The organism is Phenylobacterium sp. LH3H17, from assembly GCF_024298925.1.
In the GTDB taxonomy this organism is placed as follows: domain Bacteria; phylum Pseudomonadota; class Alphaproteobacteria; order Caulobacterales; family Caulobacteraceae; genus Phenylobacterium.
Map to the genome: position 1 here is coordinate 186,260 of NZ_CP101283.1, position 14,216 is coordinate 200,475.

The 14,216-nt window shown below is 61.1% G+C and carries 10 protein-coding genes; 3 read left to right on the forward strand and 7 right to left on the reverse strand.

Features of this window, described 5'->3' with window-relative positions; translation table 11 throughout:
• Positions 1-15: 15 nt before the first annotated feature.
• A complete protein-coding gene (locus M9M90_RS00935) occupies positions 16-2,685 on the reverse strand; it encodes a type IV secretion system DNA-binding domain-containing protein (RefSeq protein ID WP_254835292.1) in 2,670 nt (889 codons plus the stop codon).
• A gap of 3 nt (positions 2,686-2,688) precedes the next feature.
• Positions 2,689-3,099 carry a hypothetical protein gene (locus M9M90_RS00940; RefSeq protein ID WP_254835293.1) on the reverse strand — a complete coding sequence of 137 codons (411 nt, stop codon included), beginning with the start codon at positions 3,097-3,099 and terminating at the stop codon, positions 2,689-2,691.
• Positions 3,100-3,422: 323 nt separating this feature from the next.
• Between M9M90_RS00940 and M9M90_RS00945 the strand changes: the two genes are divergently transcribed.
• A complete protein-coding gene (locus M9M90_RS00945; protein WP_254835294.1) occupies positions 3,423-4,415 on the forward strand; it encodes a hypothetical protein in 993 nt (330 codons plus the stop codon).
• On the forward strand, positions 4,408-4,602 hold the full coding sequence (locus tag M9M90_RS00950) for a hypothetical protein (RefSeq protein WP_254835295.1): 195 nt from the start codon (positions 4,408-4,410) through the stop codon (positions 4,600-4,602). Before M9M90_RS00945 ends, M9M90_RS00950 begins: the two co-directional genes overlap by 8 nt.
• A 557-nt stretch (positions 4,603-5,159) precedes the next feature.
• Here M9M90_RS00950 and M9M90_RS21180 read toward each other — a convergent pair.
• From M9M90_RS21180 to M9M90_RS00980, 5 genes are all read right to left on the reverse strand, one after another.
• A complete protein-coding gene (locus M9M90_RS21180; protein ID WP_305885131.1) occupies positions 5,160-6,137 on the reverse strand; it encodes a M10 family metallopeptidase C-terminal domain-containing protein in 978 nt (325 codons plus the stop codon).
• A 15-nt stretch (positions 6,138-6,152) separates the two neighbouring features.
• Positions 6,153-6,695 (reverse strand): hypothetical protein, encoded by a 543-nt coding sequence (locus tag M9M90_RS00965; RefSeq protein WP_254835296.1) that lies wholly within the window; start codon positions 6,693-6,695, stop codon positions 6,153-6,155.
• 675 nt (positions 6,696-7,370) lie between these two features.
• Entirely contained in the window at positions 7,371-8,567 is a 1,197-nt protein-coding gene (locus M9M90_RS00970) for a hypothetical protein (RefSeq protein WP_254835297.1), read from the reverse strand.
• A 287-nt stretch (positions 8,568-8,854) separates the two neighbouring features.
• Positions 8,855-10,282 (reverse strand): phospholipase effector Tle1 domain-containing protein, encoded by a 1,428-nt coding sequence (locus M9M90_RS00975; RefSeq protein WP_254835298.1) that lies wholly within the window; start codon positions 10,280-10,282, stop codon positions 8,855-8,857.
• Positions 10,283-10,325: 43 nt separating this feature from the next.
• Positions 10,326-11,696, reverse strand: a complete 1,371-nt coding sequence (locus M9M90_RS00980) for a hypothetical protein (protein ID WP_254835299.1) — start codon at positions 11,694-11,696, stop codon at positions 10,326-10,328.
• Positions 11,697-12,836: 1,140 nt separating this feature from the next.
• Here M9M90_RS00980 and M9M90_RS00985 point away from each other — a divergent pair.
• On the forward strand, positions 12,837-14,066 hold the full coding sequence (locus M9M90_RS00985) for a type IV secretory system conjugative DNA transfer family protein (RefSeq protein WP_254835300.1): 1,230 nt from the start codon (positions 12,837-12,839) through the stop codon (positions 14,064-14,066).
• Positions 14,067-14,216 lie beyond the last annotated feature (150 nt).

Here is a 14,216-nt window from a genome sequence, read left to right on the forward strand (position 1 = left end):
CTCCTTGGCGCCTACTTAGTCGTCCTGTTGGTCCAGCGATTTCGCCACGAGGCGGGCGAGTGTGTCGCGACGCGCCTTGGCTTCCTCGGGCGACACATCGGTTCGCGACACCTTCACGCGGTATCCTCGTACGATGTTGTCCTCAGGCGCAGGAGCCGGCGCGAGCGACGCGATGAAATCGGGAAGGTCGTCCGGGTAGAGGATGGTGAGACGGGTGAGCGCATCTTCGGATAGGCCCTCGACGACGGCCTCGCGGTATCGCTTCGCGGTCTGCTGGGACTTGGCGAGGACGAGCGCCGTTCGCGTATAGTTGGCGGCGAGGCAGCGGTTGAGGTTCTGGCGCTCCCACTCGACGGGCGTCGTCACCGAAACCTCGACGGCAACCGATATGCCGTCGCGCTCAAGCAGCACGTCCACCTGGCCGCCGCCCGCCATGGGTGCCTCAACAGTCGCCCGGAAACCCTGCTGCTCGGCCAGGCCCTTCACGAGGTTCTGGAGGTAGCGGTGCTTCTTGCCGCCCTTGCCTTCCTCACGTTCGACAACGGCCGGAGGCTCCGGCATCGGCCGATACTCGTAGCGCTCGCGCGGAGCCGGCGGGGCCTCTCTTGGCTCTTCTGCGACGGCGGCAGGGCGCGGTGGCGGCTCGGGCTCGTCCGGCGTACCCGCTGCGAACCCAAATCTAAGAACGTCGTCGAGGGTGCCGCAGTACCGCACGCGGTTCATCTCGATCAGGCCGTCATACGCCTCTTCGGAGAGCGTTGGTTGGCGCTCTAAGTGGCCAAGCGGGATCGAGAGCCGGATGGCCTGCGGCGTGAGGTTCTTGACCCAGGCGGCGAACTCCGTGCGCCCGTTCCGGCGCTTCATGCTGTCGATGAAGTCGGGTGTGGTGTGCAGTTCGTCGGCGAGCGCGCGGGCGTCCTTGGCCGACGCGCCGCCGACGCACTTGAAGCTGGTGTTCGAGAGCAGTGCTGACCTCAGCCGCGGGCTCGCCTGATCCATGCCCTGATGGGCGCACACCAACGCAATTTTGAACTTGCGGGCCTGTTGCAGGATCGTCTCGACGCCCTCGTCAAAATACTCATGCGCTTCGTCGACATAGACGAAGGTGGGGGTGCGGTCCTCGGGCTGGACGACCGATCGCTCAAGGGCGGCCTGCGCCAGCATGTTGATGAAGAACCGGCCCAAGAGCGCGCTCCCGTCGCGCTTCAGGAGATCCTTGGCGGTCGAGATGAGGACAATGCTTCCGGCTTGGGTCGCCTCGAAGAGATCGAGCTTGTTTTTGGGCTGCGCGAACATCCGCTCGAAAGCCGGCGTCGAGAGCACGCCCCAAAGCCGGCGGAGGATTTGCTTCTTCGTCGCCGCGAACGACGGGTGGAAGAACTCGGTTTGGAAGAAGTAGCGGGCGGAGCCTTCGAGCCGCTCCATGTAGGGCTTGAAGGGCTTTCCGTCCTCCATGATCTGCATGAGCGTGTGGATGGTCGCGCCCGGGATGGTGACCATGAGGCGCGCGAGGTAGCGGAAGACGACGCCCTGCTTCTGGGTGAGTTCGGCGCCCAGCATGTCGCCGAAGAAGGTCTCGTAGAGTTCGACGACGCCGTTCAGCACCCGCTCGCGGTCGACGGGGCGATACTCCGCCACACGGTCGAGGTGGGCGTCGAAGAGGTTGAGCGCCGCCGGGTATTCGATGTCGCCGGGATCGACGAGGACGAGCCGGTTCCAGAGCGAACCCGGCTGATCCGGGTCGAAGAGGTCGAGGCGCACCAGCTTGTTGATGAGGTCGCCCTGGCTGTCGATCACCACGACCGAGCGGCCATCGTCCTTGGCGGCCACCAGGTCGGCGTGGATCATGCGCTGGAGAAGTTGCGTCTTCCCGTGGCCGGTGCCGCCGACAATGTGCGTGTGCTCGAACCTGATTTCGTCCGGCATGTGGAAAGGGACAGGGAGTTCGAGGAGCGCCGCGAACGGCGTGCCGCGCAGGTACAGCTCAACGAGTTCCGCCGGCGTCTTGTTCTTCTGTCGGGTCGGCGCGATCAGTCGATTGGTGAGTTCGACCGCGTTGGCGTCGGGTGCGAAGCCCGACGCCACGAGGATGTTGCGGGTATAGGCGTCGCGAAGCCTGCGGAAGAGATCGAGGCGGAACGTGTCGTCGTCGTACGCGAAGAGATAGAGGTCCTGGACGAACTGGGCCGGGTCGTCGACCAGCTCAATCAGCGGCACCTCGAACGCGGAGCCGTCCTCCGGCCACTCACCGAAGCATGACAGCGGAAGCGCCCGGAAGATCGCCCGGTATGCGTCCTTGAGCCGGTCAGTCACGACGCCGTGGATGTGGGTGTAGTCGGCGGCGTACCGCCTGCGGCGCGCGACCATCTTGCGGAAGTCGACCGCTACGGCGGTGTCGCCTTCGATGGCCGGCCAGATGGGTTCGATGGGCCCGACGTTTTCGAGGCGTAAGATGTCTTCGGTCGCCTCGCAGATGGCTTGGACGACGGGGCCGGCTGGGCGTCGTGGGAGGTCCGAAAAGACCCCGACCATGAGGTCGAGCACGCGGTCATACGTGGTCTGGGTGGCGAGTGGGGAGTTGCGCCAGAGCCGATCACTGTCCTCCCAGGCGAGACGCGTCTCTTCCATCTCGCGAGAGCGCGAGCCGCCGGAGAGCCATTGGCCGAGGTTGCTGTTCCAGGCCACCGGCTAGGCCAGTTCTACAACCTCTTCGCCGCCGAAATGCTTCGCCGCGTTGAGGATCTCGACGAAGGTCTTAGCGGCCTCGCGGATGTGGCCTTCGATAGCGAGCAGCTCGACGACGTCCTTCGCCTCGACGCGCTTGCCGTTGGCTAGGTCGTTGACGTTGATGTGGATGGTCACGGCCTTCCACGCCAGGCGCGAGGCCACCCCGAGGAGGCCATGGCCTCCGGTGATTTCGTGGCTCGCGTACAGCTGCGTTTCGCCAAGCCTATACTTCGCGATGGTCGCCTTCTCCTCGGCGGAGACGTCAGCGCGGACGTCCAGGCTGAAGATTTGTTTGCCGAGCATGCCTGACCGTTGGTCGCGGCGGAGTAGCAGTTTCATTGGATCCCCCGAGCTGCGCGCATAACGATGCACCCACAACTTAAAGGAGTCTAGATACAGATTGATTTCCTAGGCGAGCATTCCCCAACTCATTCCGGCATGGCCGTTATCCCCTGCTTATCGCCCGGGGCGCGCGAACGAGCTTGGTTCCTGGGCGTTCGTTGAAGGACTTCTCTTCGCGCCTAAGGGGCATCGGGTTGAACTCGACCGAAAGAACATGCTTGGCTTCGGGAACGCGCTGCGGCGTCCCTCTCGCGGACCAGCGTCGCCGCGTGCGGGTGTGCCCCGGACCTGGTTTGCCAAATCGGCGGAAAGGGCGCACTCAAGGGCTAGGGGCAAATTCCGGCACGAGGGCAGTGGCAGACACCAACAAGCCAGACCACCGCGCCGACGACGATGGCCGTGGCTCAGGTCTCCACAAATTTTCTCAATTTCTTGAGATGACGGCGGCTGCCTCTGCGGTTGCCCTAAATGGCTTCTTGGGTTGGCGACTAGCAGAAGAGCCGAACGAGCACATTGCGGTCGAGATCGTATTTGTAACGGCGACCGCCAATGTTGTTCTGCTGCTCTTCATTCTCTTCCTGTCGTATTCGTATACAACGAAAGAGAGAAAGCTAAGAAAATCGCTTATCGAGAACGCACGCCTCGAAACGATTACAAATCACAGCGCGTCGGTTAATGCCCAAATATCGGAACTCAGAGCCCTCATTTCTTCACGGCATGCGGAGTATTGTGTGCGTCTACGTGCCGCACTGATCAACTCCCATTCTGTGACGGACGATGAATTCCTTTCGTACTTGAACGACGTGCTTGGCATGACTGCTCAGTTGTTCTCAAGCTACACGCAGAACCCCAGTGCTGCATGCATCAAAATTTTCAGCCCCGATGCGACTAAAGCCACGGGGGCCATTGCAGGCGGCGTTCCCTATCACGATGTGTTCACGCTTCAGCGAGATCCCCATTCCCGTCAGATGCGGCGGGTGACGGACGAGAAGTACCCTGTTTATCACTATAGCGAGAACGCCGCGTTCCGTTCCATTCTCGAAGACGACGATTATACAGATTGGTTCGTCGAGAACGACCTGAAGGGCGCTGGAAAACAATACTGGAACAAGAACAAGGACTACCCTCGTTTCTATAACGCATGTGCAGTTGTTCCCGTGAAAACATATCACCGATCCGTCCGCGAGGAGTGCCTTGGCCTGCTTTGCGTCGACAATCGATTTGGCGGCTTCGATGAAGACAGGTGTGTGCATATCCTTAACGGAATTGCTGGAGACCTGTATTATGCTATGGGCACAACAGCAGGCCTTAACGGCAAAACACAGGAGGTAAAGGCGGATGTCTGACCAAGAACGAATGGCTGAAAGGGACCGGAAAACTGAAGATAGGTTCGCGCTGGGCTTCAAAGTCTCAAATCCCGACGCGCCTCTGAACGAACCTCGGCGGTTTGAGCCGCTGAACCCTGAAGCGCAGGCGAAGGCAGACAAGTTCTTCTGGAAAGTCCGCGAAAAGGGACTTGCGGCGGGGAAATAGATCCTTGCGTGTGCACTCGGCTCGCCCGAGTGCACTTTTGCGATGCGTGCGCGGAATAGTGCGCCTTCTGTTCAGCCTTCGTGACGTCAGAATTTAGACTGACTGTGTGGCCATACGCGCTCAGCTCGCGTCACACATCGTGCCGCCGGCACAAGACAAGGATCCACCAAAACTAGCCAGACGAGCGTGTGGGCGCTACGCCGCGCCAAGTTCAGCGTGTCCGGCTCCACGGCGCGCGCAATTCGTATTCTCTTCTCTACGCCCTATGCGGGACCGGTCGGTACCAAGCTCGACCTCTGATAGTGATACACAAGTCCGCTGCCTTGCTAGGCTGGCGGCGTGGACGAGTTCCAGATTCGCCCCCTGACAGAAGCCGTTTTGCTCGAAATGATCGAGGCTGCCGGCGGCTGCCGGGCTCATCTAGACGCGGATCGTCGCAGCGAGCCTGGCGCGGACTTTCTGCTTGGCGATGCGGTCATCGAGCTCAAGCTTCTCGATGACGAAGGTCTCGCGAAGCCTGAGCGACAACGCGACAGCGCGCGGTTGGTCACGGTGACCTATGAGAAGATGATATCCGAGGCCGTCACGGTGCCTCCTGTAACAACGATTTCCGCATCAGCAGTGCGGTCCCCATCGACATTGATTTGCAGGATGCCGTTCTCAAATCGGATTTCGGCGCCGACGTTTCGATGGAACGGCGAATCGCCGATGAACTTCCAATCGTGCTGCACGCCGGCCTTGTTCGGGTTCGAATCCAACCGCGAAAAGTCAAACTTGTCGCGTCCGTGCTCGAAGCCGGACACTGCATCGCGTTCGCCATAGCCCGGCCTGGTGTCCGAGAGCTTGTCGATGCGGATCACGTCCCGACCCGCGCCCGGCGTGATCACGTCCGTGCCGCCACCGCCGATCAGCGTGTCGCTCCCGTCGCCACCGAACAGCTGGTCGTTACCTCCATTTCCATAGAGCACGTCGTTGCCGCCCAGACCGTTGAGGACGTCCTTGCCGTCGCCGCCGCGAATGGTTTCCGCCCGACCGTGGTCGACCTTGAAGGGGGTCTCGTACCCGCCGAACTTGTTTATGTAGTCGACGATGCTAGTGCCGTTCCCGTCGACCGGAGCTTTGCCGTGGGCTCCGGCATCCAAGAACTTGCGCTCTGTGCCATTGCCGACAAGGTGTGCGCCCGCCAGCATGCCAGAGAGCGTGATCTTGATCCCGTTCAGCGTCTGTCCGTCGTACTGCAGATAGTCATCAAGATACGAATACTGCTTCGCCATCAGATCGCGGATGGCGTTTTCCTGGGCCGCCGGGGTGCTCAGGAACTCGGCCTTGCTATCGATCCCATACTTGCCGGTCCAGTAGGCGGTCTTGAAGTCCAGCTTCGACGTGCCATCGTTTCGGAACATGCCGATGTCGATGAGAGACTGTTCGCTAAACTGGTATTTTCCGAGATAGCCGTAGGAATTTACGGCCGTATAGCTACCGCCTGACTCTTTTTGGCCGAGCGCATCCAGAAACTGCTTGTAGGTCTTCGCCATCGCCCCCGACCTTCCCTAGTCGTATGTTTGACCGTTCCAACGCCAAATTCTGAACTCGCCCGCTCGTTCCCCGGTCATCGGGGTCGCTAAGTCGAAGAACCCGTTCGTCTTGGTCTTAACCACGTAGATAAGAGGGCCGGACGAAATTTCAAATATCGGCGGTCTTGCGCCGTAGGGACCGCTAAAAACGCGAATAGCGCAGTTGCCGGTTCCGCAACTGCTAGCCCCCGAAATGTAGAAGAAGCGCTCCCTCGCCCCATCCCCGTTGAGGTCGAACGCCTGGTAACTGACTTGCTGGCCTGAATTTTCCTCGGGTTGAAACTCTGACAGCACATCGCGCAGTTCCTCCGCGTCAGGCTGGAGCGTCGCGGCAAAGTCAATTATCGCTTGAGGGGCGTGAGGCGTCACACGCCCAGTTTCTGTAGGTGTTGGAACGCTCGATAGCGGCCCGATCGTCAGGGCCCACGCCGTAAAGGTAACTATCAAGGCGCAGCCAACCAGAGCGAGGATATGCCGAGCATTCAACATGGCGGTCTCATTATTGTACCGCACGACCATGCAAGCGTCCTCGCGCTGAATGGCCGGCTCGGCGTCCCGTCAATCATGAGCTTGAGATTAGGGGCACCACCGCCTCGCCAACACGTCCGTTCCAGTCCATTTAGGTGAAGACGATGAATGCGGCATCCGGCCCCGAAGAGCAGGTGCCTCAGCAGGTACGACTAAATCGCTCCGCTCGCTCGAAGGCGCGGGTCTCGCGGTCGATGGCGAACGCACGATCGCGCCCCCGCTCTGCTCTTTCTGTCTCTTTGCGTTTGCGCTCCTCACTCTGCTTTCGTGCCGCTTCTTTCCGCGCTCGCTCGGCGGACGCCCGGGCCTCTTGGGCGGCTTTTTCATTATCATCAGCGACTTCGCCAGCTTTGAGCGCGCCCACCTTCGCTGCCCCTGCGCCGACGGCAAGAGTTATTCCCACTGCCTTGGCCCCAGGATGAGGAGCTCTTCCCACTATGCCCGCAGTTGCGCCGAGGCCAACGGAGGTTCGGTTGAGCGCCTTTTCAACGGCTCTTGCAGCGGCTGCGTCGCTCGAGTGCCGGGCTGCCTCCTTTTCGTGACGAGCAACCTCTCCAGTGGACGCTGAAATCATCTCGGCTGAACGGGAGCCACCGGCATGTGAACCACGGCCTGAGCCAATCGCGGCCCGAGCTTCGAGACGCTCGGCTCTGCTCGGAACAAGCATTACAATGGCCTGTAGGAGACGCGAAGCATCACATATATGTTCTTCAGACTCTCCTTTGTCGTCGGTTCTCCGGTCAGCGACTTGGCAGACAGAGTGTCGATCGCCCACTGACCAATGGGTGAGATATTGTGAACCCCGCGAACGACAGTCTCGGCCTCCGCAAGATCTTGATAGCTGCTTGACATGGCTGCAGCGAATTTCTCGATCCGCCTCGTCAAGTTGTTATGAGGCAAGGCCAACACGGCCTGCCACACGCGAGTCTTCGTATCGTCCACTGGACGCGCCTGAATTCTCACTGATCGGAGGAGCACATCCTTCATGCCGAGACGTTCGAAGTTTGAAGACGTCAGTCTGAACGGGATATGACGTGCGGCTACCCCGGCTTCATACTCGCCCTTGGCCATCAGCCACAAATCTGTTGCTGCCTCATCGTCTGACGAGAGTGCGAAAATCGCATTGCCAATGGATCGCGAGTCCAACTCGCGATCGAGCTTATCAGATGCCTCCTGTGCCCATTTTGCCAGCTTATCCAGGTAACCAGTCGGTGAGGGCGCCGGAAGTTCCAGATCTATTTTATAGATTTCTTTCAAACCGGCTCGGCATACTCTGCAGCGAAGATAGGCTTCTACGATGTTGAGATCAAATAGTGACTTCACAAACGCAAATCGTTGTGAATAGTTTGAACCGTTTCCATCCTCGGATGCCTTGGCCTTTCGTACGCCCAGCGCCGTCGTGACTGCTGCGTTCATCCCTCTTTGCAGGACTTCAAGTTCCTTCCAAGCAGTTTCATCGAGACTTTGGGGCGCAATGACTTTGTCTCCCACAGCAAGGCCGATGGCGTTCTGAAGGAGCTTGCCTTGGTGCGGGCCCAGGACGGCAAGTGACTTGTTCTGCAGGTCGAGAGCGGCCTTCTCGACGCGGTAGGCCAAAGCGTCACCGACGGCACGAACTTCAAGATCGTAGGCCCGATCTCGAAGGCTGAGGCAGTTGCCGATCCGCACCATGCAATCATTGAGAAGATCTTCGACATACAGTGGATTGGCCGCCTCTCCGACCGCGGCCAGGGCGTTCTGAATCAGATCTTGCACACCATCGTCCAACGGGACGGAGAGTGCGGGAAAGTCTGCGGCAGCGTCACCAAGAGGGAAGTCCTCTGTCAGTTCTTTGACGAATTTCTGATAGACTTCACTAGCCACGATGTTCTCCCAACTAAACGAATACGTCCGACGCGAAGATACGCGCCGACTTACTGTTACTGGAGGATGCCGCCGTCTCTGCCGATCGGGCAATAAAGCTCAGGCGCGTGTCAACGTTTTGCCGACCATAAGGTTGTGTCAAGCCCTGATGCGATCAGTAGGCTGACCTGAGTGGTATTTCGCGACTCCCGCAGGGTGAGCCGTTCATTCCAAGTCAGCTCAGCTTCACATTTGGTGGCGGCAGCTAGAAGGCGGCGCACACGCACTGTGTCTCGAATATGCTCCCGTTAGGCAAGCGGGACATTGATCACCTGGCCAACATAGAGACGGTCGGGATCAAGGATGGTTGTCCTGTTGAGTGCGAGAATTTCGACGCGTCGTGCTGGATCGCCGAGTAGAACCTTGGCGATCTTCGCCAGCTGGTCTCCTGGAGCGACGACGTACCTCCGAAACTCGCGGGTGCCCGCCTTAATGTTGGCGACCTTCTCGCCAGGCACGCCGTATGACCCTCGGACTTGAAATTCCCATGGCTCGAAGCTCTCGATCGCCCCAATGCCCGCGGCGACTGACTTGAGCGACTTTGGTCGATAGGGCGCCTTCTCCGGCGTCAGGTCTCCGGGCGCGGCCGAGCGGATGATCGCGCTGCGCGAGACCTCGTGCAGCCCCTGGGGTCCCTTGCGGTCCTCCCGCGGTAGCAATCGCATGGCGATCTCGGCTGGGGTCCAGCCGACGTTCGAGGCATTCTCCAGAGGTGCGAGGACATCTGGCTTCACGCCCCAGATGCGCGAGACCGTAGAGGTGTCCAGCTCGAGATCAGCTTCCTTGGCACCCTCGAGCACCCATTCGAGCCCCTCGTCGGACAGCCCGCGAACGTCGCCACCCCCGCCCACCGAGCCGTGGTCGCCCGGAAACCAGACCTGCTGGTACGGTCGCGCCGGGTCATCAATCTTGAAGCCCTTATCCCGGTTCAGTTTGTCAACATTGTCCCAGAGTGTGACGTCAAACTTCTTGCGGCGCTCGTCGAGCGCCACGGCGTGCCGGGCGGATTCCACGGAACTGTGGAGCCGATGGTCATGGAATTCGGCTGCGTCATACGCACCGTCATCGTCGCGGTCGCCGAATAAGCCAGAACCGATTGTCTTCACGGTGTCCCAGACACCTACATAGCGGATACGGACCACCGGTGTCTGGGCAGGGTCGAAGGCCGCGAGATTGCCTTCCCGCCACGCGCGATCCTCGTCGCTGGCGCAACAGTCGGTTACGAACTCGGCTCTGAACCGGTTGAGCACCTCAAGCCCGTCCGCCGGATCTTTCCCGCGGCTCTGATAAAGGGCGGTCGCCACCTTGATCTTGTCCGCAAAGCAGCTGTTCACAACGCCGACATGGTGGATGAGGCCGGCGAAAGAGCGGGCAGTGTAGGCGCCGCGCGAAAAGCCGAAGATGAATATCTCATCGTTAGGTTCATGGTTGAAGACGAGGAACTTGTAGGCCTCGATGACCTTGTCATAGAGGCCGGCGCCGAAGGCGCCGCCTGCCAAGGCGTCCTTACGCGTCGATCCTACCCCTTCGTCATAGTAGACGATCTGTGGACCAGTCTTGGAGGTGTTGCGCACAGCCGCGGCCGTAGTGGCAACATTGGTTGGGTAGTCCCGATCCAGCGTGTTGCTGGTCCCGTCAAAACAAAACACCAGCCGCTTATTCGCCATCGTCGCCATCCACTTCTCCAGCCTGAAACACCCGCGCGGCGTGCCTCGCCGCCTAGGTCGTCGCGGCGCCCCCGCCCCCGCCGCCTGCACCGGCCCCTCCGGAGCCGGCCCCGCCACTGGCGTGAGGCCCGCCAGGTGGCGGATTCGACGAAAACATCCGACCTGTCCAATCCTGTAAGGCGCTAAGGACCCGGTCGCCGCGCAGGCCGACCACAACGCTAAGCGCGCACACGGTGAGTGGGTTCGGGTAGGCCAGGTCGGGGCTAGACGCTCCGACGGTTAGGAATTGGAAGCCAGCCATCACGATGAGCAAGATGAGGATGGCGGCCCCGCCCCCTGCGGAGAACATAAACCAAGGGCTTGTCGTCGGGGTCGGGGCGACACTGTTGGGCGCGGCGAAGCCGTAGAGGTAGCTGGAAAGGCTGCCGATGGCGCCGAAGATGAAACCGAGAGCCAAGTACAAAATCGCCAGTGGGAGGCTGAGCCAGAAGTCCCAGAATGGCGTGAAGATGCGCTCTCGGAGCGATCGGACGGCGGGCTTTGAAGCCCCTACGGTCGCCTCACCAACAACAGGGCTGCCGCAAGTCGCGCAAGGGGTTCGGAGCGCTTGACCCGTGAGGGCGCGATAGCTTTCGGTGACCGCGATGGCCGTGTCGACGTCACTTGAGGCAAAGCTCGGATAGCTGAGCCTTTGAACGTCAGTGATGTACTTGGCAGCGTCATAGTTGAAGGCCGTGATGGCCTCCTTGCGGCGATTGGCGGCCTGGAGGGTCTTTTGGGTGCAGATCATCTTGGCCCGCTGGCCCGCGGACGGATGAGGCGCATCCCCATCGCAATAGTCGACGGTGATGGCGCAGGCGGCCTTGAACATCGTCAACTGCGCCGGCGTGAGCGTTGTGGAGAGCATCGCCGCCGCGTCGGATCTGGACTCCGTAATCGCCGAGGAAGGCGTATCGCCGCCGGCCCCCGAGACCCCTTCTATCGCCGTGGCGGCGCCGCCCGCGGCGGAGTTAGCGGATGGTGAGCAGAACTTCTGGAAGATCGCGTCCGTACCGGTGAAATTTACGCTGGCCTTGTCGAACTGTGAGTTCGCAATCTGCTGCGAGGTGAGGTTTTGGCGAAGAAAATTGCGAGCTTCCACTATGGCGCTTTCAGCGGCCTGGGCGCGGCCCGCCACGTCGATGTCGATCGTTGATCGATCTCGGATCAGGTTTCGGACTGTTTCGCCCCGCTGGTCCATCTCGCCGATTAATCGGTCGACGGTCTCGGCGTAGCTTCCAAGCGACGCCGCACTGCCATAGAGCGGGAAGTGTCGGAGCTTCATGTAGTCGAAGGCCATGGAACTGGCCTGGAACACGATGCAGCCTAGGATGAGGCCCCCAAGAGCCGTTAATAGAGCCGTGCGGATATAAGCCTGGTTCATTTATGGCCCTGCTCCTTGGTTTCGATGCCGCCCTTCGGGTCCTAAAAGCGATCGGCGCGCCGCCTAGAGTACTTAAGGCACAGCTCCCAACGCCTCGCCACCTCTGATTGTCGGATCACAAACTACAGCCGAGCGTTTCCTTCGGATGGTTGAGCCTCGAAGGCTGCGGACCGACCACTATTTGGCCTCGTCCACTTCGATCCCACAAAGTAGCGCCTCGCGCTGTTGTGCCCGATGGACCGGAGAGGCCTGCGTCAAAACGAACTGAGGTGATCTGCGCCGCAACGGATTGGGGGAAGAGATCTAGGATGGCCCCGACGGCATCATTGGACAGAAAGCCGCTGTGCGCGACCTCAACCCTCGTCGTTCGTGCCGTTTTCGCCTTCTGCTCCGCCTCGGCGGCACCGAGTTGCGCCGCTCTAGCTGCCTCGAATGCGGCTTGATACCCGTCCTGAAGCGATTTCAGCTGTGAACGCAGGGCGTTCACCTGGCCGTTCAAGCTCTCGCACCGCGATTGTGCTGCCTTGCCCTCAAGCGAAAGGCTCTTCGCACAAGGGCCTTCTCGTCGCTTGAATAGGCTGCGCTTGCTTCCTGATAGGCCTGCTTGAACTCGCTCGCCGCCTCGTCGGCCTGACGCTGTAACGCGTCAATCTTCGGACGCAACTCAGCTTGTAGAGCGCGATACTGTTCCTTAAGCGCTCGGCCGCGTTCATTGGCGGCAGCGCCCCCCTTCAGGCAGCCATCGCGTGTTGCCAGGAAGTCTTGTCTGCGAAGAAAGCGCTCGACCATCGAACCCCCCGTTATGAACATCTAGCACGGATGCGCGGGAGCCCTGATGGCAACCGGTCAGGAGGGACATCGTGCCAGCGTTTAACGCTGGGTGCGCCGCCGCAGTGGGAGGGTCGAGACAAGGCCTCCTGGACGCAGTCGTCGCGCGCTCGGAGCGCCTTAGCCGGGAACAAGCGACGGCCTGCGGTCCCTCCAGCGCCACCGCGCGTGTTCAACGTTTCAAGAGCATCGAGAGGCGAACACGACTGATCGGACTTCGACGGCCAAGCCCCGATCCCCGCCGGAGTCGGGAGCCTCCACGGCCACATCGCCCGCCGTGTGTTTCCGACGGATCCACGCGAGTCTGGAAGCGTGGCCCCTGGAATATCATATGTCGGGCGCACCACTTTCCGCCGGCGGTTCCGGCCGTTCGGCTGGCGGCAAGCCGATCGCCTGAGCCACGCGTACATCATCGGCAAGACCGGCGTGGGGAAGTCGACCCTGCTGGAGACCCTGGCTTACCAGGACGCGGTGGCGGGCCGCGGGTTCGCCTTGGTCGATCCGCACGGCGACCTAGTGGAGCGGCTGTACGCTTCGCTGCCGGAGGAAGCGCGGGAGCGGGTGACCTATCTCGACGCCCCCGATCCCATGCAGCCGTTCGGCTACAATCCCCTACGGCGGGTGCGGTCGGACAAGATACCGCTGGCGGTGTCGGGCCTGCTGGAGACCCTGAGCAAGTTGTGGCCGGACGCCTGGGGCATGCGCATGGAGCATGTGCTGCGCAACTGCCTCTACGCCCTGCTGGAGCAGGACGGCTCGCAGCTCACCGACATCCTCGAGCTGCTACAGGACGACAAGTTCCGCAAACGCCTCGTGCCTGGGATTCGGAACGACGTGGTGCGGACGTTCTGGAAGGTCGAATACGAGAATTATCCGCCTCGGATGCGGGCCGAGGCCATCATGCCGATCCAGAACAAGCTAGGAGCGCTGCTGTCCGATCCCATGCTCTACCGGCTGCTAGTGGAGCCGCCGGTCGATCTGCGGTTCCGGGTGCTGATGGACGAAGGCCACATCCTGCTGGTCAACCTTTCCAAGGGTCAGATCGGCGAGGACAGCGCCCACATCCTGGGCGGTCTGATCGTCTCGACCCTAGGCCTCGCGGCCTTTTCGCGCGCCGACACGCCCGCGGATCGGCCGCCCTTCATGGTCTATCTCGACGAGTTCCAGAACTTCACCACCCTGTCGCTGATCAACATGATGTCGGAGCTGCGCAAATACGGGGTGGGCTTGGTGCTAGCTCATCAGCATCTGCATCAATTAAAGCCGGACATCCGTCATGCGGTGCTCGGCAACGCCGGCACCTTGATCAGCTTCCGGGTGGGACCGGAGGACGCCCTCGTCCTGGCCCAGGAGTTCCAGCCGCATTTCGGGGTCGAGGACCTGCTCAACCTGCCCAACCGCCTCATCTATCTGAAGCTGATGATCGATGGGGCGCCCAGCCCGCCGTTCAGCGCCATGATGATGGCGTCTTCGGAACTCGCGGGGATAGCGAACGAGCCGCCAGCGGACCCGCCTCCCCAGCCTTGGCAAGGCTACATCTGAGTAGAGGGATGCGCGCCCGACCTCATGGCGCCGGACTTTCGCGACATCGTGGGCGGGACAACGAAATGCGGCGGCTCTGCAGGAGCCGCCGCGAGGTTAGTACCCGGATGCCTGCAGGACCGTCAGGACCCCGCGAGATTGCGTCTCGCC

Bases quoted from the DNA above. Each gene is read 5' to 3' on its own strand.
- M9M90_RS21180 (WP_305885131.1), bottom strand. From the start codon at position 6,137: ATGGCGAAGACCTACAAGCAGTTTCTGGATGCGCTCGGCCAAAAAGAG.
- M9M90_RS00980 (WP_254835299.1), bottom strand. From the start codon at position 11,696: ATGAACCAGGCTTATATCCGCACGGCTCTATTAACGGCTCTTGGGGGC.
- M9M90_RS00975 (WP_254835298.1), bottom strand. From the start codon at position 10,282: ATGGCGACGATGGCGAATAAGCGGCTGGTGTTTTGTTTTGACGGGACC.
- M9M90_RS00950 (WP_254835295.1), top strand. From the start codon at position 4,408: ATGTCTGACCAAGAACGAATGGCTGAAAGGGACCGGAAAACTGAAGAT.
- M9M90_RS00965 (WP_254835296.1), bottom strand. From the start codon at position 6,695: ATGGTCGTGCGGTACAATAATGAGACCGCCATGTTGAATGCTCGGCAT.